We start from the raw sequence: 22,737 nt of genomic DNA on the forward strand, positions 1-22,737 counted from the left end.
AAAGAATATATTTTTTTTACCATTTTTTTTAGTAATATTGAACTAAATAACACTAATACATTTACAGATTAATTTTTCATCTGATGAAGAAAAGAAAGATTTCAGAATTGGACAACGAAACACTAGAAAGAGTTGTAACCATGGCTCAAGAGGAAAAAAAACCTTTTGAAGTCTTAAAAGAAGAATTTGGAATTTCAGAAACTGAAGTTACAGAATTAATGCGAAAAAAATTATCGAAAGATAACTTTGAAATTTGGAAAAAGAAAGCTGTTTCAAGTAAACCCAAACCAAAACCCTTAAAATTTGATCCTCTTGAAGATGATGATTTAGATAGTAAATACTACTTTAAAAATAAATTTGATTAAAAATGTTAAGCTCTTCCTAAATGAAGAGCTTTTTTTATTAAAAAATGTAACATTTGCATTGCTTTAACGTCAAATCAAAATATCAATAACGATTTAAATGAAAAAAATAATTTTAACCCTTGCAGTAGCAAGTTTTATTTGGAGCTGTAAACCAGGTGCTACATCTTCAAAAAAAGACGAAGTTAATGTTGCTATCGACTTAGTAAATGTAAAAGATGACAAAGTAATGGTATCCATTGACGCACCTACCTTTACATCAGAAAGTACAACTTTTTTCATACCAAAAACTGTTCCTGGAACTTATTCAGAGGATGACTATGGAAGATTCATTGAAGATTTTAAAGCTTTAGATGCTTCAGGAAATGGTTTACGAGTTACCAAATTAGATAAAAACTCTTATAAAATTGAGGAGGCTAAAAAATTAGCAAAAGTAACCTACCTAGTTAACGACTCTTTTGATACTGAAGGTGGTGGCGGATTTGGACAAAGTGAAGATGTGTTTTCTCCAGCAGGAACGAATATTAAAGCAGGTGAAAATTTCATGTTAAACACCCATGGTTTCGTGGGATATTTTGAAGGAAAAACAGAAACTCCTTATACGCTAACCATCACACACCCAGAAAGCCTTTTAGGTGTATCAGCTATGGTTGATTTAGATGCTTCAAAAAGTAAAGATGTTTTTCAAAGTTCAAAATATGCAACTTTAGTAGAAATGCCATTAATGTATTCTAAACCAGACATTACCACTTTTATGGTTGATGATATGGAAATTATCATTAGTGTTTATTCTCCAACAGGAAAATATACAGCAAAAGATATTACTCCTAACATGGAAGCGATGATGACAGCACAAAAGAAATTTTTAGGCAAATTCAATGCCACTAAAAAATATGCAATTCTATTGTACCTGTCTACTATGGAAAATGACGCTAAAGGTTTTGGAGCTTTAGAACATCCAACTTCTACAACAGTTGTTATGCCAGAAAGAATGGAATTAGAACAATTAAGAGAGCAATTGAAAGACATAGTTTCTCATGAATTTTTCCACATTGTAACACCATTAACTGTTCATTCTAACGAAATACAATATTTCGATTTTAATAACCCTCAAATGTCTGAACATTTATGGATGTATGAAGGTGTTACAGAGTATTTCGCAAATTTATTCCAAGTAAATCAAGGTTTGATTGATGAAACTGAATTTTATGAAAGAATGTCTGATAAAATTCAACAATCTAAAAGAATGAATGACAAAATGAGTTTTACTAAAATGAGTAAAAACGTTTTAAATGAACCTTATAAAGACCAATATATTAATGTATACCAAAAAGGAGCTTTAATTGCAATGTGTGTTGACATTTTAATTAGAGAAAACAGTAATGGTCAAAAAGGTATTCTGAATTTAATGCAAGATTTATCAAATGAATTTGGAACGAAAAAAGCATTTAAAGATGAAGAATTATTTGGCACTATAACTAAATTCACCTATCCAGCTGTTGGTGATTTCTTAAATAAATATGTGGCTGGTGAAACTCCAATTCCTTATGATGACTATTTTGCAAAAATGGGAGTAACTCCTGCAGAAATTGAAGTAGAAGGAAATCCTTTCTTAAAAGGTGGGCAAATTCCTTATATTACTGTTGATCAATCTACAAAAGAGATTATGATTATTCCAAGTGTTGAATTAAATGCATTCATGACCAATTTAGGATTAAAAGGAGGTGATAAAATTTTAGCTGTAAATGGAACCAATTATAACTTAGATAATATTTACGATTTAGTTATAGGAAGTATGGGTTGGAAAGATGGCGAACCGATAACTATGAAAATTAAAAGAGACGGTGCAGAACAAGAAATTAAAGGAACTATTGTGATGCCAAAAGAAAAACGTCAAGGATATCAAGCAACTGATGACTCTAAAAAAGCTGTTAGAGAAGCTTGGTTAAAAGGCTAATCTTTATCATATAAAAATACAATCCTCAAAGTAGCTTCTATTTTGAGGATTTTTTTTATTATTTTGCAACCAAATTATATAATGATGCAAAACCCTCCTTATTTTACAGATGATACAATTGTTTTTGGTTTACTAATGTTACTCTTAGGTTTCGTTTTTTATACCTCTTCAAAAGAAGAAGGCAATTGGAAAAAATTCTATAAAATTGTTCCTGCACTTTTAATGTGTTATTTACTTCCTGCTATTCTAAGTTCAATGAATATTATTGCTCCTGAATGGACAGAAATTTCAGCAAATGGAGAAGAAATTAAAAAATCTTCTCAAATTTACCACATAGCTAGTCGCTATTTATTACCCGCAGCTCTAGTTTTAATGACATTGAGCATTGATTTAAAAGCACTTATGAATCTAGGATTTAAATCAATTATAGTTTTCTTAGCAGGTACAATTGGAATTATTTTAGGAGGCCCTATCGCAATTTTAATAATTTCCATTTTTTCACCAGAAACAGTTGGCGGTAATGATTTTGATGCGGTATGGAGAGGATTATCAACAATTGCTGGTAGTTGGATAGGTGGTGGTGCAAATCAGGCTGCTATGTTAGAGATTTTCAAATTTAACCAATCTAAATATGGAGCAATGGTCTTAGTTGATATTGTAGTAGCTAATATTGGAATGGCATTTTTATTATTTGGTATTGGTAAAAAAGAAACTATAAATAAGTGGTTAAAAGCCGATAATTCATCCATTCAAAAACTACAAGATAAAGTATCCAATTATCAAGAAAGTGTAAAGAGAAATCCTTCTTTAACCGACTATATGGTTATTTTAGCTATTGCATTTACATCAGTTGGAATATCTCATTGGGGTTCTCAAATCATATCCAATTTTTGCACACAAACTTTCGAAGCAGTGAATGACCCTAAAAGTTTTGCTTCAACTTTTGGTGGAACTTTCTTTTGGATGATAACTATTGCTACAATTTTAGGAATTATACTTTCCTATACAAAATTAAAAACTTATGAAGGAGCTGGTGCTAGCAAAATCGGGAGTATCTTTATATATATATTAGTAGCATCAATTGGTATGAAAATGAATTTAACTTCAGTATTTGATAATCCAGGATTAATTCTTGTAGGAATTATTTGGATGATAATTCATTTTATTATCATCTTTGCGGTCGCAAAATTAATAAAAGCACCCTATTTTTTTATAGCGGTTGGTAGTCAAGCAAATGTTGGTGGTGCAGCTTCTGCACCTGTTGTAGCTTCTGCTTTTCATCCTTCCTTAGCTAGCGTAGGAGTTCTTTTAGCAATTTTTGGATATATTATCGGTACATATGGAGCAATTATTTGTACTTTTTTAATGGAACATGCTGCTCCTCAATAATAAAAAAATGAAAATTAAAAAAATGAAAAAAGGACTACTTCTTGGATTTGCATTACTAAGTTTAATAGCTTGTAATGATAATGAGGCTCCAAAAGAAAATTTACACTTAACAGGAAATGTAAAAGGATTAAGCCAAGGTAAATTATATATTAAAAAATTTGAAGACACCACTTTGGTAGCAATCGATAGTATTATTATTAAAGGAAATTCTCATTTTGAGACCACTATACCTTTAAAAAACCCAGAAGTATTCTATTTGTTTTTAGACAGAGGTCAAACCAATTCCATTGATAATAATTTAGTTTTTTTTGCTGAACCAGGTGAAATGAATATAGAGACTTCTCTAAAAGAGTTCTATGCGGGTGCTAAAATTACAGGTTCAAAAAATCAAGAACTTTTTGATGAATTTAATAGTTTCAAATCTAAATTTAATGATGAAAATATAGCCATCATAGAAAAGAGAATTGAGAACAGTACAAATTTTAACCAACAAAGAGCAGATAGTATTGAAGAGGCTTATGGCAGATTAGTTAAAAGAAAATACCGCTATACAGCCAATTTCGCAAGCACACATGGTGAATATGAAATTGCCCCTTATCTTGCATTAACAGAAATTCCCGACATCAATGTAGCTTATTTAGATACAATCGCTAAGCACATGAGCAGAGAAGTTGCTGCTTCGAAATACGGAAAAATTCTTAGAAAACATATTTATGATACAAAAAAAGAAACTTTATCCAATAAAGAATAAGCTTTCTTTTTGAAATTCATTTGTTTTTAGGTATTTTTCAATAAATTTTAATTCCTATAATACCTATGAAAAAACAGCATATTCAAACATTAGCAGTTCATGCTGGTGAAACCAAAGGAAAGAATAAAGACATTATTCAACCCATACATCTTTCGACCACATTTGAACGCAATGAGGACGGAACCACAGGAGAATATATTTATACTCGTGGTGAAAACCCTAACCGAATTGCTGTAGAACAAAAATTGGCACAAATTGAAGGTGCAAAAACAGCTATTGCCTTTGCCTCTGGAATGGCAGCAATAAATGCTTTATTTGATACTTTATTAGAACCAAATTGTCATATTATTATTCCTGATGATTGCTATCATGGAACGCGTCAGTTATTAGATACTTTTTTTAAACGTTGGAATGTAACTACGAATAGGATTGATATGACCGAAGCCACACATGTTGAAAAAGCGATACAACCCAACACGAAATTAATTTGGATTGAAACACCATCAAATCCTCAATTAAAAATAACCGACTTAGAAGCTGTCATTTCGATTGCTAAGAAGAATAATATACTAACCGTTTGTGATAATACTTTTGCAACACCTTTAGCTCAAAAAACAATTCAAAATGGTATTGACTACGTCATGTATTCCTCAACTAAATTTTTTAGCGGTCATTCCGATATTTTAGGAGGTGTTGTCTTAACTAACAAAGAAGATGAATTGAGCCAAAGTATTCGAACGTATCAAAAAATGGCAGGTGCTGTTCCATCTCCATTCGATTGCTGGCTACTCAACAGAAGTTTAGCTACATTTCCTTTACGTTTTAGAGCACAATCTGACAACGCTATTACTATTGCAAATTTTTTAAGTACGCATCCTTCCATTGAGAAAGTGTTTTTTCCTGGTTTAGCTTCCCATGAAAATCATCATATTGCAAAAAAACAAATGCAAAATGGTTTTGGCACTATAGTCTCTATTTTGGTGAAAGGAAACCAAGAAAATGCCTTAGCGTTTACCAATAAACTACACATTTTCAAACACGCTACCTCTTTAGGAGGTGTAGAAAGTTTAGTAGAACACCGAAGAAGTGTTGAAGGCACCAATCCGATTAGCCCAGAGAATTTAATACGTCTTTCAATTGGAATTGAGTATATAGATGATTTACTTTCCGATTTGAAACAGGCTTTGGAATAATTATCCAAAAATATTTTTCATATCTTTAGCTAACAAAAGTAGATCTAAAAACATGCTTTCTATAATGAAATGGTTCAGAAATTACAAAACAGCTATTTTATATGGCATAAGTTTATTTGTTTTGCTTTTTTTTCTGAAATGGTTAGAACTTCGTTATATTTTATTTGATCATTCTTTGGAAATTTATATTGGTTCCATTGCAGTTCTTTTTACAGCATTAGGAATTTGGCTTGCTTTAAAACTTTCTAAACCCAAAACGAAAACCATTATTGTAGAAAAAGAAGTTTTTATCCCAAAAGAGGAAGACTTTACAATGAATCAAGCTCTAATTGAAAAATTAGAATTAAGTGCAAGAGAATTAGAAATACTTGATTTAATGGCTCAAGGAAATAGCAATCAAGAAATTGCGAATAGCATTTTTGTCTCCTTAAGCACCGTAAAAACACACAATCAAAATATTTTTGAAAAATTAGATGTAAAAAGAAGAACGCAAGCTATTGAAAAAGCAAAACGTTTACAAATTATACCTTAAGTGAGTCCTACTTTAGTACTAAATTCATGATAAAAAACAAAAATGTACTAAAGTATGAGTAAAAAAAAGCGGTTAATTTTCACATTTGTGGTTATAAATGATTCCTAAAATGAAAAAAAACATTCTTATCTTCGGACTAATAGCTGGTATAGTTGTTTCTATACCTATGCTTATCATTACTTCTAATTGTACCTCTTTCGATTTTGAAAAAGGAATGCTTATTGGCTACTCCTCCATGCTCATTGCTTTTTCTATGGTCTATGTGGGTATTAAAAATTACAGAGACAAATACAACCAAGGTGTAATCAGCTTTGGTAAAGCATTTAAAATTGGTAGTATTATCGTATTAATTGCTTCTACTATGTATGTGGTGAGCTGGTTGATTAACTATTTTTATTTTGTACCCGATTTTACTGAAAAATATGCCGAGCATATGATAAACGGTTTAAAACAAAGTGGTGCTAGTTTGACAGAAATAGAGCAAAAAACAAAAGAAATGGAAGAGTTTTCCACGATGTATAAAAACCCTTTTTTTAACGCCATGATAACGTATACAGAAATTTTACCTGTTGGGATACTTGTGACGTTAATTAGTTCTTTCATTTTAAAAAGCAAACCTACAGAATAATAACACAAATAGGGAAGTTAACTGAAGACAAATATTATTTTTATTTGGCTTCCCTGTATTTTATTGTATCGCATGACCAAAAAAGAAATTGTTACTCATTTTTTACATCTTGCTGCTAAAGGGCAATCTAGAGAAGCCTTTGAAGTATATGTAGCACCTGATTTTATCCATCACAATGCCTATTTTAAAGGAGATCGAAACACCTTAATGCTTGCTATGGAAGAAAATGCAATTCAAAATCCGAATAAAATTTTTGAAATACAACGCATTTTAGAGGATGAGCATTTGGTTGCTGTACATTCTCGCATTCAATTACAACAAAACAATTTGGAGTTAGCTGTCATGCATATTTTCAGATTTAATGAAAATAAAATTGTAGAACTTTGGGATTTTGGGCAACCCGTTCCAAAAGATATCATTAATGAAAATGGTATGTTTTAATATACAAAAAGTGGAAAAATAAAAAAAGGAAAGCAAATGCTTTCCTTTTTTTTGAGCCGATGGAGGGACTCGAACCCACGACCTGCTGATTACAAATCAGCTGCTCTAGCCAGCTGAGCTACACCGGCAACTCTTAAGGAAACAGCCACTAAAACAAGCTACCTGTTTCCTTTATTGCGGTGCAAATATAATTTTGATTTTTATATTTGCAAAGAAAAATCTGCTTTTTTTTTACTATTTTTTTAATTCAATTTGTTGATTTTTTCAACTATTTGATTTGCAGTATCTTCGTATTCTTTACGAATTTGCTTAAAATGCGCTTTTTTATTTTCAACATCTTTTTTATTGATTTTGGTAACCAATGCATCATAGTTATCGTAGATTTCATCAATAATAGCATCTGTAGTTTCAGTAGGTTTTCCACCATTTGTCATTTCCCACACATACACAATATTTACTAAATCTCCTAAAACGTAGTTGATTTCTTTCTTCAAGTTTTTAACGCTTGCCATTTTGTATTTATTTAAAATTTGAAGCAAAATTAAGGAATATATTCTTATGATATTTAATTAAATAGAAATTTCTAACAACGTAGCATTTCCTTTAAAAACTAAATTATCAATTACAGCTGGTATTAAAATCGTATTTCCCGCTTTCAAACGGAAGCAATCTTCTTCAAAAAGCAAATCCAATTCACCTTCCGTACACATAAAAACACTAAACGCATCTTGTTTTTTGGACCAATTATAGATTCCATCTAAAGGAATTATATTTGTTTTAAAATAAGGACAATCCACAACCTGGTTAGAAGTATTTTCAATGGCCTGAAAAGCAATTGCTGCGTTTGTTTTTTCAAAAGTAATGGCTTCTAAAGCTAAATCAGTATGCAATTCCCTACCCTTACCGTTTGCATCAACCCTATCCCAATCATAAATGCGATACGTTACGTCGCTTGTTTGTTGAATTTCTGCTATAACAACACCAGCTCCAATAGCGTGAATGGTACCTGTTTCTAAAAAAAAGACATCTCCCTTTTTCACAGGTACTTCATTTAAAATTGAAACTAACGTTTTATTTTCCAAATGATGTAAATATTCTTGCTTGGTTGTATTCTCTTTAAATCCAACAACTAAGCGTGAGTTCGAATCGGCTTGCATCACATACCACATTTCTGTTTTCCCGAAAGAATTATGCCTTTTTTTAGCTAAAAAATCATTTGGGTGTAGTTGAATAGATAAATCTTCTTTGGCATCAATAAACTTAAATAATAATGGAAAATCATTTCCAAATCTTTTTATTACAGAATCTCCCAAAAAATCTTTAGAAAACAATTCAATCAACTCATTGATATTTTTCCCTTTTAAAGCACCATTATTCACTACACTCAAATCGTTTGGAACTGTAGAAATTTCCCAACTCTCTCCTGTTATCTCAGAAGAAATAGGTTTATTTAAATAGGTTTTTAATTTGGTTCCGCCCCAAATTCGCTCTTTGAGTATCGGTTTAAAAAGTAATGGATATAAACGATTCATAATGTATTTTTTTGGATACAAATATTGAAGAATTGTAATTTTATTTTATTTTATTTCGACGAATGCGCAACTTATTTATTTCAACAACAAAAAAACTGAGACAACTCGTAAGTTAAATATCGATTTACTTAATTTTTGAAAGCATTATTAAAAAAGCAATAATAGTGAGAATAATATACCCTGAAAAATAGCGTTTAGGAATTTTAGTTTCTTCGTTAATTTTAAAAAGTTTATTTTTGGCAGTACTCGTCATTTCAAAAGGTTTAAGATCTCCTTTTTTACATTGTGAACAACCTACAACAGTTCTTTTTTCTAATGGAAAAATAAAAATTTTTAGTATTAAAAACTTTAGATAAACATCAACAAGTAAACTTGTATCTTGGTTACAAACTTTACATTTCTCGTCTTTGATAATTCCTTGAGAAATTAATCTTTCTCTTGTTCCAATCATAAATAAACCATTTAAAAAGCAAAAATAGAAACTTAAAAGGCAAAAAAAGATTTTATTCTATTTATTTTTAAAATCCTTAAAAATTTCTTTAACCTTATCTTTTGCAATTGAAACATGATTCTTTGCCGACATATTATTATAAATGTACACTAAAGTCCCTTCTGCATTAATAATATAAGTTACCCTACCGGGTAGCAATCCTAATAAATTTGTTGGAACTCCAAATAATTTCCTTAAGCTTTTATCTTGATCAGACAATAATATAAAAGGCAACTTGTATTTTTGAGCGAATTTAGTATGTGCTTTTTCAGAATCACCACTTACACCAATAACTTCAGCACCTAATTCTTTAAAGTCTTCATATTCATCTCTAAAACTGCAAGCTTGAGCTGTACAACCTGGCGTATCGTCTTTTGGATAAAAATATAGTACTATGGGTTTACCTAAATGTTCATCCCAAATAAAATTGGCTCCATGTTGATCTTTCGCACTAAAATTTGGAACTTTATCTCCTACTTTTAAACTCATTTTAATTACCTTTATACGTTACAAAATTTCTTGGAGTCTCATATAGTACCACTTCCATTTCCAAAGTAGAGTCGATGTAAGGCCTTAATTTGTTCCAAATTACCACAGCTATATTTTCTGCAGTAGGATTTAAATCTTCAAAATCTGGAACATCTAAATTTAAATTTTTATGATCGAAAGCATCTTCTATATGTTCTTTTATCAAATCCGATAAAATTTTCACATCCATAACAAAACCTGTTTCAGGATTTATGGGACCAGTTACACTTACAATTAATTCGTAATTATGCCCATGATAATTAGGATTATTACACTTCCCAAAAACCAGATTGTTTTTCTCTTCTGACCAATCTTTTCTATATAATCGATGGGCCGCATTAAAGTGTGCCTTTCTTGAAACCGTTACTTTCATTTGTTTTTAGAAAATTTGTGGCATTAAATTTTATGACTTTCTAGATAATGATAAAATTCATCAAAAATAATTTTAAACCATACCGTATAGCGTTCTGGATGAGTTGCCATATCTTCTCTAATATCTTCTATTTTCATCCATTTCCAATCTTCAACTTCTTCTTTATTAATAACAGGCTCTTCATTATATCTTCCAATCATAACATGATCTAATTCATGTTCGGTTAAACCGTTATCAAAAGGAGCTTTATAGATGAAGTGAAAGAGTTCTTTTAAATCGGTAACAAAACCCATTTCTTCCATTAAGCGCCTTTTACCTGCTAAAATATTAGACTCTCCAGGTCGCTGATGACTACAACAGGTGTTTGTCCACAATAAAGGAGAATGGTATTTCTGAGCTGCTCTTTGTTGCAGCATTACTTCATTTTTATCATTTAAAATAAATACTGAAAAGGCTCTATGCAAAAGCGCTTGTTCATGTGCTGCCATTTTTTCCATTAAACCAATGGCTTCATCATTTGTATCCACTAAAATTACTTTTTCTTCACTCATAGTATTGATTAATGTCTCAAAAATACAAAAAAACTTTGGCTTATGTAAGTCTTTAGAAGTTTATGAGAACATTAACAATTGTATAGCTAAATTTAATTTCTTAACTTAGGTAAAGAATAAACAAAAGAATAAACAGTTGACATTCAATTTTATAAAATTCAAACATTCTCTTCAATTAATATTGTATATTTGTTCCTTAGAAATTTTTTAAATTCTTTTCATTATTTACCTCATAAATAGTTTTAAGTACTACTATAAGATATAATAATTGTTTTTTTTAAATTTTTATCATCTTAAATAATCACTTAAAATTATAAATTAATTAATGGGCAGACCTCAACAATCATTTAATAAAAAAGAGCAAGAAAAGCTTCGTGCTAAAAAACGAAAAGAAAAACAAGAAAAAAAAGAGGCAAGAAAAGCCAATCCTAAATTATCTGGTGAAGATTTATATGTATATGTAGATGAAAATGGTTATTTAACCAGTACACCTCCAGATCCTTCCAAAAAAATAGTTACAGATGTAGAAAGCATTGAAATTAGTATTCCAAAAAGAGAAGAAACAGAAGAAGTTGACAAAGAAAAAAAAGGAATAATCGATTTTTATGATACTTCAAAAGGTTTTGGTTTTATTAAAGAAATCGACTCTGATAATAAATTCTTTTTTCACATAAAAGGACTAATTGATGAGGTAAAAGAAGGAAATAAAGTTACCTATGAATTAGAGAAAGGAATAAAAGGAATGAATGCCGTACGCATAAAAAAGATATAAATCTATCCTTCAATAACCATATAAAATGTTGCTCCATAAGGGAGTGACATTTATTTTTACATTAAACTTTCAGCAATTTTAATAGCACATTTTTCACCATCTATGGCTGCAGAAATAATTCCTCCTGCATAACCTGCTCCTTCACCACAAGGATAAAGGCCTTTTATTTCTAAATGCTCCAAAGTAATTGGATCACGAGGAATTCTAACAGGAGAGGAAGTTCGACTTTCTGGTGCATGCAAAATTGCTTCATTTGTAAAATAACCTTTCATAGATTTTCCAAATTGAACAAAACCCTCTCGCATGGTTTGGGTTAAAAACGAAGGGAATACCTCTCCCAACTCCACTGAAGTAGTTCCTGGAACATAGGAAGTTTTAGGAATTTCCGCAGAACTCTTTTTCTGAGAAAAATCGACCATTCGTTGCGCTGGCACTTTTTGTGTTTTACCAGCAACTTGCCAAGCTTTTTGCTCTATTGCTTTTTGAAATTCCATTCCTGCTAAAGCACCAAACTTTGCAAAAGGTTTAAAATCCTCCAATCGCAATTCAACTACTATTCCAGAATTAGCGGTAGCTTGATCCCTTTTTGAAGGTGACCAACCATTCGTTACAACTTCACCCGGACTTGTGGCACAAGGTGCAATAACTCCTCCAGGACACATGCAAAAAGAATACATCCCTCGTCCTGCGATTTGCTTAACAATTGAATACGGTGCAGGTGGCAAAAATTCTCCTCTAAAATCGCATGAATATTGTATTTTATCAATCAACTCTTGTGGATGTTCTGCACGAACCCCTAGAGCAAACGGTTTTGCCTCAATAAAGATTTTTTTCCTATCTAATAGTTCAAAAATATCTCTTGCAGAATGTCCTGTTGCTAAAATAATTTTTTTTGTTGAAAGGACATTTCCATCCTGCAAAACAACTCCTGCAACTTCATTACTTTTTAACAAAATATCGGTAACCCTTTTTTCAAATAAAACTTCACCACCACTGGCACGAATTTTTTCACGAATATCTTGAATAATTTGTGGTAATTTATTGGTTCCAATATGAGGATGTGCTTCAATCAAAATTTCATCTGAAGCTCCAAAACCAACCAAAAGTTTTAAAATTCTTTCAACATCTCCTCTTTTTTTGGATCGTGTATATAATTTACCATCGGAATAGGTTCCTGCACCACCTTCTCCAAAACAATAATTGGAATCTTCATTAACAATATGATCTACATTTATCGCTTTCAAATCTCTTCTTCGTCCTCTCACATCTTTTCCTCTTTCTAAGACGATTGGTTTCAGCCCTAATTCTATTAATTGTAAGGCTGCAAATAAACCTGCTGGTCCAGCACCTACAACAACTACTTCTTGTGCATGAGACACATTGGGATAATCTGGTAATTCTATAGATGTCGCAACAAATGGCTCACCTAACAAAAACACATTTGCTTTAATGTTTATTTTAATCGATTTTTGTCGGGCATCAATAGAGCGTTTTACCACAATTACCTTTTGAATCTCTTTTGGAGAAACTTGAAATAATTTAGCAACATGATGTGTTAGCAAAACTTCGTTTGCTGCAACTTCTGGAGAGACTTGAAATTGAAATTCGCGTGGCATTAATTGTATTCTATTATAGCTTCAGAAATTAATACTGGTTGGGTTGAACTCACACTATATTTTTTAATTAAAACTGGATAATTATCATTATCATATGTGATTTCATATTCATGCGAAAGTGTTCCGGTAGAAGCGTTCACATCAGAATAGGAATATCTTTTTAAAATATTATTACTACTTATAAAATCGCAAGTTTCATATTGAAGAATAAACTTTAAATAAGGATTCATCATTTTCATTGGATTATTCTTTGCATCATACTCAAAAGTTGATTTATAGGAAGATGAAAAGCTATAATTCTCTGTAATAACTTGCTGAATATTATTCGTAAGAAATATGTATTGTTTTTCAGAATCTGTTATCCAATTTGAGCTTTCTAAATGTTGATTCTTTACCAAAGACAAAGTACCATTATTGTATGTCAAAATTTGCTTTTCATCATTAGAATCATTGACAATTGAGCTCAATAAGGATCCCTCGTAATTTAAATAATTGATTGACATCAATTGATTATTAGAATATTTTTTTATTTGGCTAATCTTATTTGAATTGTAGTAAAATTCAAGAACATTCTGAGTATCAGAAATAGAAACAAGTTTACCTTCTGAATAATTAAAATTAGCAGTGAACTGATAATCAACTTGTTGATTATAATATACCTTTTCTGAATATTTTTTTATCGTTTTTGATAAAGAAACCGTTTCACCATTCTCAGTAGTATCATCATTACTACAACCAAAATTTAATCCAACAACAACTGTTAATAAAACTACTCTCCAATTCATCTTTACATTTTTTTTGCAAAAATAGTGTTTTAAAATAAAAATGAGAGGTAGAAACCACCTCTCATCCCAATTAATTTACTCTATTCTTAATTTTTTAAAAATTTTTGAATAACTATTCCTTCATTAGTGTTCAATTTTACAAAATAAATACCCGATTGCAATTCAGAAACATCCATTTTCAAAACAGTTTCAGTAGTGGTTATATTTTGCAATACTTGCCCGTTTATGGAAACAATTGTTGCTTCATTTATAGCAACTCCTTTATTATTTTCAATTGTAATTTCAGAAAAGGCAGGGTTAGGATATAAAGTAAACCCAATATTGTTTTCAAAATTAGGAGTACCCAAAACTGCAGCATTGTCTAGATAATCAGGAATTGAATTGGTATTAATATCATCATCCATCGGATTAAAATTATGGTTATAATCTTCATCCTTAGTTAAAACACCATCCCCATCATCGTCATCATCAAGGTAATCTGGAATTGTATCGTTATCCGTGTCTAATAAACTACTTGTAGTGCCACGATTAGATCTTGCAAAAACATATTCGTATTCTGTTAAAACAGTATCACCATCATCATCATTATCAGCAAAATTTGGAATACCATCATTATCGGTATCATCATTTGCCAAATTTCCGTCGCCATTTAAATCCTCACTTGATGTTGGCACACTATCTGCGTCAAAATCATTTGAACAATCAATAACTTGAAGTTTTACATCATAAATAACACCTTCAGAAAACGCATAAATTGTTTGTTGTGATTGTGTATTTGCATAATTTAAATCACTTAACGGGTTTGTGTTGTTTTCAGCATCAGCGTAAGTTTCAAAGAATAAGACACTCGATGAGTTTGTTGCATTGATATCGTTTTGAGCTACTGCTAAATTAAACAGACCTAAACCATCAGTATCATCATCACATATGGTATAATAATACACATTAGAATCAAAAGGCAATTTAAAACGATACCCTTCTTGTGCAGCTGTCCAAGCACCTGTATTTCTACCAGGTGGAGCCAAACCTAAAGTCCCATCTGTATTAATTAAACCAACAACAGTTCTTCCTGAATTCCATGTAGCACAGAGCGGTTTATTTACTATTTGTACATCTATCATATTATAGGTTTCATACATAATCACCTGAAAGGTACTTTGTAATGTCGTACAACTAAAATGAGGTTGATTGGTAAACAACACTACCATTTTTCTATAAGGAGCTGTACCTAATATAGAATATATAATTTGTCCTACATTTGACCTATTATCTAAATCATGATAACAACCCAAAATAGCATTTTTTACTGGAAAAGCAGTATTTGGAATGGTTGCATTAAAATTCCAAGGAGACATCTCCATAGGATTACCATCAAAAGTTATATAACCATTTGTGCTCACTAAAAATTGGTCATATGTGTTTCCAAAAAAAGCAAAATCAAATCCTATAGGCACATATTGTGACAATGCATCATCATTTGTAACTAAAGGAGCTCCATTAACCGAATACGTTTGATATGGAATTTGACTTACTTGATAATTATTTTGGGAAAAAAGAAAACTTAAGAATAACAATCCTAAGCATAGAAAAAAGTATTTTTGCTTCATAAACAGGGCATTTTTTAAATTTATTTTCAGCTTACAATATAAACATTTTATAGGAATTACAACCTATTTTTTTGATTCAAAAGTTCTTAAGGCAAAAGAAGCCAACCAATGTTCTCCTTCATAGTTTCCATCTACTACAGAAGGTAAAGAAAACTGCAAATGCGCGTCAGCAATCTTTTTTAGATAAAAAAACTTTTTAGGATACTGTTTGATTAAAGCATATAAATTCCAAGCTCTACTAAAATTCAAACCATCTAAATGTACTAACTGACCATCGGTTCTATCCGAAACTTTAGCGGTTTCCCACTCGAAACTCTTTTTACATAAATTAGGTGCAAATTTATCTAACCAAGGTAAAAATTCTTTTTCAGTTAAAATGCGTTGCATTAATCCAATTTCTTCCATACAAGGAGATAAAAAATCGGTACCACTTGGTTCCCAAATAAACGGACAATTTTCATCGGAACCATACATTCGTAAAGCATTTTCTTTAATTACATTTTGGAATACTTCATTTTTAGAAAAAACAGCATAATCCCAAGCATTTGTTAGCCCAAAAGCAGTATTAGAATGCGTTCCTACACGAATGGGGTACAATAACTTTGGTAAAAAATCGATGTATCTTTCAATTAATAAATCCGTTAGTGGTTTTAAATTTTCTGATAACGGTTTCGCAAATGGCTCATTACTTTGTTCTAATTCTAATTGTAATTTTAGTAACCAATTCCAACCATAAGTTCTTTCAAAAGACTTTTCATGAGGTTTAGCAAAATAAAGCATTTCTTGTTCGATATGCTCTTTCGATAAGTTGGTTTGCAACTTTTGAATAATTTCTTCCCTGTGTGCTAAATCTTTAAAACTATTCAATAAATATACTAAACTCCAATGACCATGTACAGAAGAATGCCAATCAAAGCAGCCATAAAAAGAAGGATGTAACGTTTTAGGTGAAGCCAATTCTGAATCATCTTTTAACAATTGATTCAATTTATTAGGATATTCTTGTTGCAAACATTTAATAGGCAAGCTCGCTAAATGATTCGCTTGTTCCAAAGTTAATTCTTGTGCAAATAAGAAATTCATTCCAAAAATTAAAAAAAGAAAATATTTCATAAGACAAAGTTTTTCCAAATTTAATAAAAACCTACCTTTGAATATTGATTTATTAGAAAGAGGTTCAACATGCGAAAAATAAAATTAATTTGGGATTTTAGAGGAATGGCTGCAGCAAAAACTGCTGAACACCATGAAATTCATTTAAAAGAGTACATTCAAATTGAAAAGTTACCTATAAATATAACCGGTTGGTCCTCTATAAATGAAATGCATGCTATAGCTTATATGGTTGTTGAAGAAAAAGATATGATTCTTGTAAGAGATGCTTTGAAACCACATCGAGGAGAAGTTTACAACACTTGATTTTTCATCCTTTGAAGAAACTCTTTAGTGGTACTTCCTTCTCTTTTTTTAAACAATTTAACAAAATAATTAGGAGAAGCAAACCCTAATTCGTCAGCGATTTGATTTACAGAAAGCTTTCGTTCAACGAGCAAGCGTTTCCCTTCTAGGAGCAAACGTTCTGCGATAATATCAGTTACTGTTTTATCAAGAGTCGCTTTAGTAATTCTATTGAGGTGTTTCAACGTAATTGCCATTTTATCTGCATAAAAAGAAGGCCTTTTTTCAATTTTATAATGCTTTTCCAGCAGGCCTTCAAATTGTTTTAATTTCAAATTAGAATTCGAATTGGTATACTCATTTTTAGGCTCATACCATCTCGCTATTTCAATATGAATAGTATCCAACAGATTGATTAATTTATCTTTTTTGTAGATGAAATGATGCTCTTTCTCTTCCAACATCAAATTAAAATAGACTTGCAATTGTTTTCTTTTTTCATCTGACAATAACATTTCGGAATGATCTTGAAAAGACTCAAAAAAAGCATAGCTTTCAATACTTTTCCCTTTAAAATATAAATCAAAAATTTCTTTGGTATAGAAAACAATATAACCTTCAATATCATCAGATAATTTCCAAGAATGCATTTGCCCAGGCTGCATAAAAAACAAACTTCCCTTTTGAATTGTATACTTTTTAAAGTCTAAAGAATGTACGCCACTTCCATGAGTAAAGAATACTAATAAATAAAAATTATGACGGTGTAAATCTTCAATAAAACGATGTTTTTTCAAATGGTTGGCAAATGAATTTACATAGAATTTATTTTTAAAAATGGTTTCTTCAAAATTTTCAATTTTATAAACGGGATAACGCATAAATGTCTTTTTTGTGCACTTTTTAGCGAAGATACAAAACAGAAACAAATATAAAAGGGGTTAAATTTGCAATAAAAAAAATGACCAACACAATTATTACACTTTTCAGCAATAAATGTCCGAATTGTACTAAAGGAAAAGTTTTTAAAAACGGATTATTTAATTTAGGGTTTGGTTTCCCCAAAATGAATACCACTTGTCCCAATTGCAATTTTAAATTTGAAAAAGAACCAGGTTTCTTCTTTGGAGCTATGTTTGTGAATTATGCATTAGGATGTGCTGAGGCTTTAGTGACGTATTTTATAGCGAAACCTTTTTTTAAAGCTACATTTGATTTACGGGTTTTTCCTATAATTGGAATTGTAATTTTAGCTTTATCCATTTTTAACATTAAACTTTCACGGTTAATTTGGATTTATATTTTTAAAAATTACAAGAAATAAAAAAACTGTTCAAAAACAAGACAAGAAATCTATTTCTTATGTAACGTTTTTGAACAGTTTATAATAGATTAGTTCGCTACTTCGCTAATAAATTTGATTCGCATTAAACGCAATTCTTCAGTATCATAATCACCGTCAAATTCTTTTAAGGCATCTTTGATATTATCCGATTCTGATTCCATAAAATAATCATGAATTTCCTCTTGTTGATCTTCATCTAAAATATCATCTATCCAATAATTAATATTTAATTTGGTTCCGGAATATACAATTTGTTCCATTTCTTTTAACAAACCATCCATATCTAATCCTTTGGCTTTAGCAATATCATCTAGAGCCAATTTTCGATCAACATTTTGAATAATGTATAGTTTTAATCCAGAATTAGCTCCAGTAGATTTCACTACTAAATCATCAGGTCGAATGATATCATTATCTTCAACATAACGAGCAATTAATTCTACAAAATCTTTACCATATTTTTTTGCTTTTCCTTCTCCAACTCCATGAATATTCCCTAATTCTTCAACAGAAATTGGATATTTTAAAGCCATATCTTCTAAAGATGGATCTTGAAAGACAACAAATGGTGGCACACCTAATTTTTTAGCCACTTTTTTTCGCAGATCTTTCAACATACTCATTAAAGCTTCATCTGTTGTACCAGACGATTTGGCTGTTGCAACTATATTTTCGTCTTCTGTTTCACTATATTCGTGATCTTCAGACATCATAAAACTTTCTGGTTTCTTAATGAAATCTTTTCCTTTATCTGTTAATTTAATAACTCCGTACGTTTCAATATCTTTTTTAATATATCCAGAAACTAAAACTTGACGAATTAAAGCCATCCAATAGCGGTCATCAAAAGCACTACCTTTTCCAAAAAAAGCTTGATTATCTAATTTATGAGCTTTCACAACAGCATTTATTTTACCAGTGAGCACTAGTATAATTTCTTTTGCTTTAAATTGTTCTTTCGTTTCATTAATTACGGTTAGTAATAATTGTACTTGCTCTTTTGCTTCGATTTTCTTTTTAGGATTTCTTACATTATCGTCCATATCAGCTCCCTCTCCATTTTCCAAATCAAATTCCTCACCAAAATAATGCAACAAATATTTTCTTCTAGACATGGATGTTTCAGCATAAGCCACAACTTCTTGTAGTAATGCGTAACCAATTTCTTGCTCAGCCAAAGGCTTACCTGCCATAAACTTTTCCAGTTTTTCAATATCCTTATACGAATAGTAGGCTAAACAATGTCCTTCTCCTCCATCACGACCTGCTCTACCGGTTTCCTGGTAATAACTTTCTAAGGATTTAGGGATATCATGATGAATTACAAAGCGAACATCTGGTTTATCGATTCCCATTCCAAAAGCAATCGTAGCTACTACCACGTCTACATCTTCCATTAAAAACATATCTTGATGTTTGGCACGTGTTTTTGCATCTAGTCCTGCATGGTAGGGAACTGCACTTATTCCATTAACTTGCAATAATTGTGCAATTTCTTCAACTTTCTTTCTACTCAAACAATAAATTACTCCTGATTTACCTTTGTTTTGTTTGATAAAACGAATGATATCACTTTCTATGTTTTTTGTTTTTGGGCGTACTTCATAAAATAGATTGGGTCTATTAAAGGAAGCTTTAAAAGTATTTGCATTAGGCATATCCAAATTTTTCAAGATATCTTCTTGAACTTTTGGGGTTGCAGTTGCTGTTAAACCAATGATTGGAATATCACCTAATTGCTTGATAATAAATTTTAAATTTCTGTATTCTGGTCTAAAATCATGTCCCCATTCTGAAATACAATGTGCTTCATCGATAGCTACAAAAGAGAGTTTAACACCTCTTAAAAATTGTATGTACTCTTCTTTGGTTAAGGATTCTGGTGCCACATACAACAGTTTGGTTATTCCTGATGTAATGTCACTTTTTACTTTATTAATTTCTGTTTTGGTTAATGAAGAATTTAATACATGGGCAATACCCGATTCGGAACTGATACCTCTAATGGCATCTACTTGGTTCTTCATTAAAGCGATAAGAGGAGATACAACAATAGCAGTACCTTCTAAAACTAGCGCAGGAAGTTGATAGCATAGTGATTTTCCTCCACCCGTAGGCATAATTACAAAAGTATTATTTCCATAAATAATACTATTAACAACTTGTTCTTGAAGTCCTTTGAATTGGTTAAACCCGAAATATTTTTTTAATTCTTTGTGTAAATCAATTTCGTTTGGTTTCATTCTCTATTAATATGATTTTACCTAAATTTGCAAACATAAAGATACAATTTTCTTTAAAAAAACAAAACATTAATCTATTTAATACTTTGGACACAACAACAACCATTTTAAATTCGGCGAGAAACACTATTTTAACAGAAAGTAAGAGTATTGCTAATTTAACAGAGTATCTTACAGAAGATTTTGCAAAAGCGACAGAAATCATTTATAAATCAAAGGGAAGACTAGTAATTACTGGCATTGGAAAGAGTGCAATTATTGCTCAAAAAATAGTAGCTACGTTGAATTCAACTGGAACACCTTCAGTTTTTCTTCATGCAGCAGAAGCCGTTCATGGCGATTTAGGAATGGTTTTACCAGATGATGTTATCATTTGTATTTCCAAAAGTGGTAATAGCCCTGAAATAAAAGTTTTAGTTCCACTACTAAAACGCTTTGGCAACATTTTAATTGGTATGACAGCCGATTTAAATTCCTTTTTAGGAAAAGAATCACATTATGTTTTGCATGCTTATGTAGAAAGTGAAGCTTGTCCTAACAATTTAGCACCTACCAATAGTACCACAGCACAATTAGTCTTAGGTGATGCTTTAGCTGTTGCTTTAATGGAACTTAGAAATTTTAAAAGTGAAGACTTTGCTATTTATCATCCAGGTGGCGCTTTAGGTAAAAAATTATTATTACGTGTGAAAGACATGTTAGATACAACCCATACACCACAAGTCGCTCCCAATGCAAGTATAAAAGAAGTAATTGTAGAAATTTCCGAAAAAAGATTAGGTGTTACTGCTGTTATTGAAGCTGGAAAAGTTATTGGAATAATTACGGATGGAGATATTCGAAGAATGTTAAATACGAATGATACTTTTACGCATTTACAAGCAAAAGATATCATGACTCACAATCCAAAAAACATCGCATCTTCTATTTTAGTTGCTGATGCTTTAAGCATTTTAGAAAACAATGCTATTACCCAATTGGTTGTGATAGACGATGGCGTTTACAAAGGAATTGTACATTTACATGATATTTTAAAAGAAGGAATTGTATAATGGCAAAGAAAAATTTAGGAGAGATGTCATTTTTAGATCATCTCGAAGAATTAAGATGGTTATTGATAAGAAGTACAATTGCAATTCTAGCTTGTTCGGTAGTTGCCTTTTTCTTTAGTGATTTTGTTTTTGACCAAATTCTTTTCGGACCTAAAAACCCAGATTTTTTTACCTATCAATTTTTTTGCGATTTAGCACAAAAATTTGGTTTAGATAAAAGTTTATGTGTCACAGAAATTAACTTGCCCATTCAAAACAGAGAAATGGGCGGTCAGTTTTCGATACATATGTGGACTTCCATAACGGTAGGATTTATAATTTCTTTTCCATTTGTTTTGTGGCAAATTTGGAAATTTATTAGTCCGGCTTTATATGAAAATGAAAAAAAATATGCAGCTGCTTTTATTATCATTTCCTCTTTATTATTCTTTATAGGTGTTTTATTTGGATATTATTTGATTGCTCCTTTGTCGGTTCAATTTTTTGCCAGTTATATTGTAAGTCCGGAAATCAATAATTCAATTGACATTACCTCTTATATCAGTTTAATGAAAACCTCAACAGTAGCGAGTGGTTTATTATTTGAATTACCCATTATTATTTATTTTTTAACCAAAATAGGTTTAGTTACTCCTCAATTCTTAAGAAAATACAGAAAATATACGTTAGTCATTGTATTGATTTTATCTGCTATTATTACACCGCCAGATGTATTGAGTCAGATTATCGTTTCAATTCCAATTATGTTACTGTATGAGATTAGTATTTTTATAAGTGCTGCCGTAGTAAAAAAACAAAGTACAACAACCGATTTAACAACCTAATTTATGTCAAATTTAGTCCAAGAATTTAATGACTATCGTGCTAAAATGAATGAAAAATTATTAGCCGATAACAACAAAGTAATCAAAAGAATTTTCAATGTAGACACCAATGCCTATATGGCAGGTGCTTTAGACGTTAAAACCAAAGAACTTCTAGGTTTAGTCGCTTCTGCAGTTTTGCGTTGTGACGATTGTATCAAATACCATTTAGAAACTTCATATAAAGAAGGTATTACAAAAGAAGAAATGATGGAAGCTATGGGAATTGCAACTTTAGTAGGTGGTACCATTGTTATTCCACATTTAAGAAGAGCTTACGAGTTTTGGGAAGCTTTGGAAGAAAACACCAAATAAAAAAATAAAAAGAG

26 protein-coding genes and 1 tRNA gene are annotated in these 22,737 nt (G+C 30.9%); 14 read left to right on the forward strand and 13 right to left on the reverse strand.

The annotated features are described in order from the left end of the window. Positions 1-83: 83 nt before the first annotated feature. From FHG05_RS00540 to FHG05_RS00575, 8 genes are all read left to right on the forward strand, one after another. On the forward strand, positions 84-365 hold the full coding sequence (locus FHG05_RS00540; RefSeq protein ID WP_140996070.1) for a DUF2805 domain-containing protein: 282 nt from the start codon (positions 84-86) through the stop codon (positions 363-365). 97 nt (positions 366-462) lie between these two features. Next, positions 463-2,319 (forward strand): M61 family metallopeptidase, encoded by a 1,857-nt coding sequence (locus tag FHG05_RS00545; protein WP_140996071.1) that lies wholly within the window; start codon positions 463-465, stop codon positions 2,317-2,319. An 84-nt stretch (positions 2,320-2,403) separates the two neighbouring features. Continuing rightward, complete coding sequence (locus FHG05_RS00550) at positions 2,404-3,708, forward strand: DUF819 family protein (RefSeq protein WP_140996470.1); 1,305 nt, start codon at positions 2,404-2,406, stop codon at positions 3,706-3,708. Between the two features lie 7 nt (positions 3,709-3,715). After that, entirely contained in the window at positions 3,716-4,459 is a 744-nt protein-coding gene (locus FHG05_RS00555; protein WP_232338033.1) for a DUF4369 domain-containing protein, read from the forward strand. A 65-nt stretch (positions 4,460-4,524) separates the two neighbouring features. Continuing rightward, complete coding sequence (locus tag FHG05_RS00560; RefSeq protein ID WP_140996072.1) at positions 4,525-5,652, forward strand: trans-sulfuration enzyme family protein; 1,128 nt, start codon at positions 4,525-4,527, stop codon at positions 5,650-5,652. Positions 5,653-5,716: 64 nt separating this feature from the next. Beyond that, positions 5,717-6,184 (forward strand): response regulator transcription factor, encoded by a 468-nt coding sequence (locus tag FHG05_RS00565; RefSeq protein WP_140996472.1) that lies wholly within the window; start codon positions 5,717-5,719, stop codon positions 6,182-6,184. Positions 6,185-6,293: 109 nt separating this feature from the next. After that, positions 6,294-6,812 (forward strand): DUF4199 domain-containing protein, encoded by a 519-nt coding sequence (locus FHG05_RS00570; protein ID WP_140996073.1) that lies wholly within the window; start codon positions 6,294-6,296, stop codon positions 6,810-6,812. A gap of 72 nt (positions 6,813-6,884) precedes the next feature. Beyond that, on the forward strand, positions 6,885-7,253 hold the full coding sequence (locus tag FHG05_RS00575; protein WP_140996074.1) for a nuclear transport factor 2 family protein: 369 nt from the start codon (positions 6,885-6,887) through the stop codon (positions 7,251-7,253). Between the two features lie 54 nt (positions 7,254-7,307). Here the strand turns inward: FHG05_RS00575 and FHG05_RS00580 are convergent. The 7 genes from FHG05_RS00580 to idi form a co-directional block, all read right to left on the reverse strand. Continuing rightward, positions 7,308-7,381 (reverse strand) — tRNA-Thr (locus FHG05_RS00580). A gap of 114 nt (positions 7,382-7,495) precedes the next feature. Then, positions 7,496-7,765 carry a hypothetical protein gene (locus FHG05_RS00585; RefSeq protein WP_130734358.1) on the reverse strand — a complete coding sequence of 90 codons (270 nt, stop codon included), beginning with the start codon at positions 7,763-7,765 and terminating at the stop codon, positions 7,496-7,498. Between the two features lie 57 nt (positions 7,766-7,822). Next, entirely contained in the window at positions 7,823-8,785 is a 963-nt protein-coding gene (locus tag FHG05_RS00590) for a type I phosphomannose isomerase catalytic subunit (protein WP_157504127.1), read from the reverse strand. 124 nt (positions 8,786-8,909) lie between these two features. Then, on the reverse strand, positions 8,910-9,236 hold the full coding sequence (locus FHG05_RS00595; protein WP_140996075.1) for a hypothetical protein: 327 nt from the start codon (positions 9,234-9,236) through the stop codon (positions 8,910-8,912). Between the two features lie 57 nt (positions 9,237-9,293). Then, positions 9,294-9,764, reverse strand: a complete 471-nt coding sequence (locus FHG05_RS00600; RefSeq protein WP_140996076.1) for a peroxiredoxin — start codon at positions 9,762-9,764, stop codon at positions 9,294-9,296. A gap of 1 nt (position 9,765) precedes the next feature. Beyond that, entirely contained in the window at positions 9,766-10,176 is a 411-nt protein-coding gene (locus FHG05_RS00605; protein ID WP_140996077.1) for a 6-pyruvoyl trahydropterin synthase family protein, read from the reverse strand. A gap of 23 nt (positions 10,177-10,199) precedes the next feature. Then, positions 10,200-10,727: an isopentenyl-diphosphate Delta-isomerase gene (idi, locus tag FHG05_RS00610; protein ID WP_140996078.1), complete on the reverse strand. Its 528-nt coding sequence runs from the start codon at positions 10,725-10,727 to the stop codon at positions 10,200-10,202. Between the two features lie 325 nt (positions 10,728-11,052). Here idi and FHG05_RS00615 point away from each other — a divergent pair, with 325 nt between their 5' ends. Then, positions 11,053-11,499: a cold-shock protein gene (locus tag FHG05_RS00615; RefSeq protein ID WP_140996079.1), complete on the forward strand. Its 447-nt coding sequence runs from the start codon at positions 11,053-11,055 to the stop codon at positions 11,497-11,499. Positions 11,500-11,555: 56 nt separating this feature from the next. On the opposite strand, the gene FHG05_RS00620 is transcribed toward FHG05_RS00615, so the two are convergent. The 4 genes from FHG05_RS00620 to FHG05_RS00635 all read right to left on the reverse strand — a co-directional run bounded on the left by FHG05_RS00620 (position 11,556) and on the right by FHG05_RS00635 (position 16,620). Continuing rightward, positions 11,556-13,115, reverse strand: coding sequence for an NAD(P)/FAD-dependent oxidoreductase (locus tag FHG05_RS00620; RefSeq protein WP_140996080.1), 1,560 nt, complete (start codon positions 13,113-13,115; stop codon positions 11,556-11,558). Then, on the reverse strand, positions 13,115-13,900 hold the full coding sequence (locus tag FHG05_RS00625) for a hypothetical protein (protein WP_140996081.1): 786 nt from the start codon (positions 13,898-13,900) through the stop codon (positions 13,115-13,117). Before FHG05_RS00625 ends, FHG05_RS00620 begins: the two co-directional genes overlap by 1 nt. 86 nt (positions 13,901-13,986) lie before the next feature. Then, on the reverse strand, positions 13,987-15,507 hold the full coding sequence (locus FHG05_RS00630) for a T9SS type A sorting domain-containing protein (protein ID WP_140996082.1): 1,521 nt from the start codon (positions 15,505-15,507) through the stop codon (positions 13,987-13,989). 63 nt (positions 15,508-15,570) lie between these two features. After that, positions 15,571-16,620: a DUF2891 domain-containing protein gene (locus tag FHG05_RS00635; RefSeq protein WP_140996083.1), complete on the reverse strand. Its 1,050-nt coding sequence runs from the start codon at positions 16,618-16,620 to the stop codon at positions 15,571-15,573. Positions 16,621-16,689: 69 nt separating this feature from the next. Here FHG05_RS00635 and FHG05_RS00640 point away from each other — a divergent pair, with 69 nt between their 5' ends. Next, positions 16,690-16,926: a hypothetical protein gene (locus FHG05_RS00640; protein WP_140996084.1), complete on the forward strand. Its 237-nt coding sequence runs from the start codon at positions 16,690-16,692 to the stop codon at positions 16,924-16,926. Here FHG05_RS00640 and FHG05_RS00645 read toward each other — a convergent pair. Continuing rightward, positions 16,914-17,786, reverse strand: coding sequence for an AraC family transcriptional regulator (locus FHG05_RS00645; protein ID WP_140996085.1), 873 nt, complete (start codon positions 17,784-17,786; stop codon positions 16,914-16,916). The genes FHG05_RS00640 and FHG05_RS00645 overlap by 13 nt on opposite strands. A gap of 80 nt (positions 17,787-17,866) precedes the next feature. Here FHG05_RS00645 and FHG05_RS00650 point away from each other — a divergent pair, with 80 nt between their 5' ends. Beyond that, entirely contained in the window at positions 17,867-18,229 is a 363-nt protein-coding gene (locus FHG05_RS00650; protein ID WP_140996086.1) for a DUF983 domain-containing protein, read from the forward strand. A 68-nt stretch (positions 18,230-18,297) separates the two neighbouring features. Here FHG05_RS00650 and recQ read toward each other — a convergent pair whose 3' ends face one another. After that, positions 18,298-20,493 (reverse strand): DNA helicase RecQ, encoded by a 2,196-nt coding sequence (recQ, locus tag FHG05_RS00655; RefSeq protein ID WP_140996087.1) that lies wholly within the window; start codon positions 20,491-20,493, stop codon positions 18,298-18,300. Positions 20,494-20,579: 86 nt separating this feature from the next. On the opposite strand from recQ, the gene FHG05_RS00660 reads away from it, so the two are divergent. Genes FHG05_RS00660 through FHG05_RS00670 form a run of 3 tightly spaced genes read left to right on the forward strand, consistent with a single transcriptional unit; the run spans position 20,580 to position 22,723 of the window. After that, entirely contained in the window at positions 20,580-21,545 is a 966-nt protein-coding gene (locus FHG05_RS00660; protein WP_232338034.1) for a KpsF/GutQ family sugar-phosphate isomerase, read from the forward strand. Then, a complete protein-coding gene (gene tatC, locus FHG05_RS00665) occupies positions 21,545-22,369 on the forward strand; it encodes a twin-arginine translocase subunit TatC (RefSeq protein ID WP_140996089.1) in 825 nt (274 codons plus the stop codon). Before FHG05_RS00660 ends, tatC begins: the two co-directional genes overlap by 1 nt. Before the next feature lie 3 nt (positions 22,370-22,372). Next, positions 22,373-22,723 carry a carboxymuconolactone decarboxylase family protein gene (locus FHG05_RS00670; protein ID WP_140996090.1) on the forward strand — a complete coding sequence of 117 codons (351 nt, stop codon included), beginning with the start codon at positions 22,373-22,375 and terminating at the stop codon, positions 22,721-22,723. Positions 22,724-22,737 lie beyond the last annotated feature (14 nt).

The organism is Flavobacterium profundi (assembly GCF_006491645.1).
Classification (GTDB): domain Bacteria; phylum Bacteroidota; class Bacteroidia; order Flavobacteriales; family Flavobacteriaceae; genus Flavobacterium; species Flavobacterium profundi.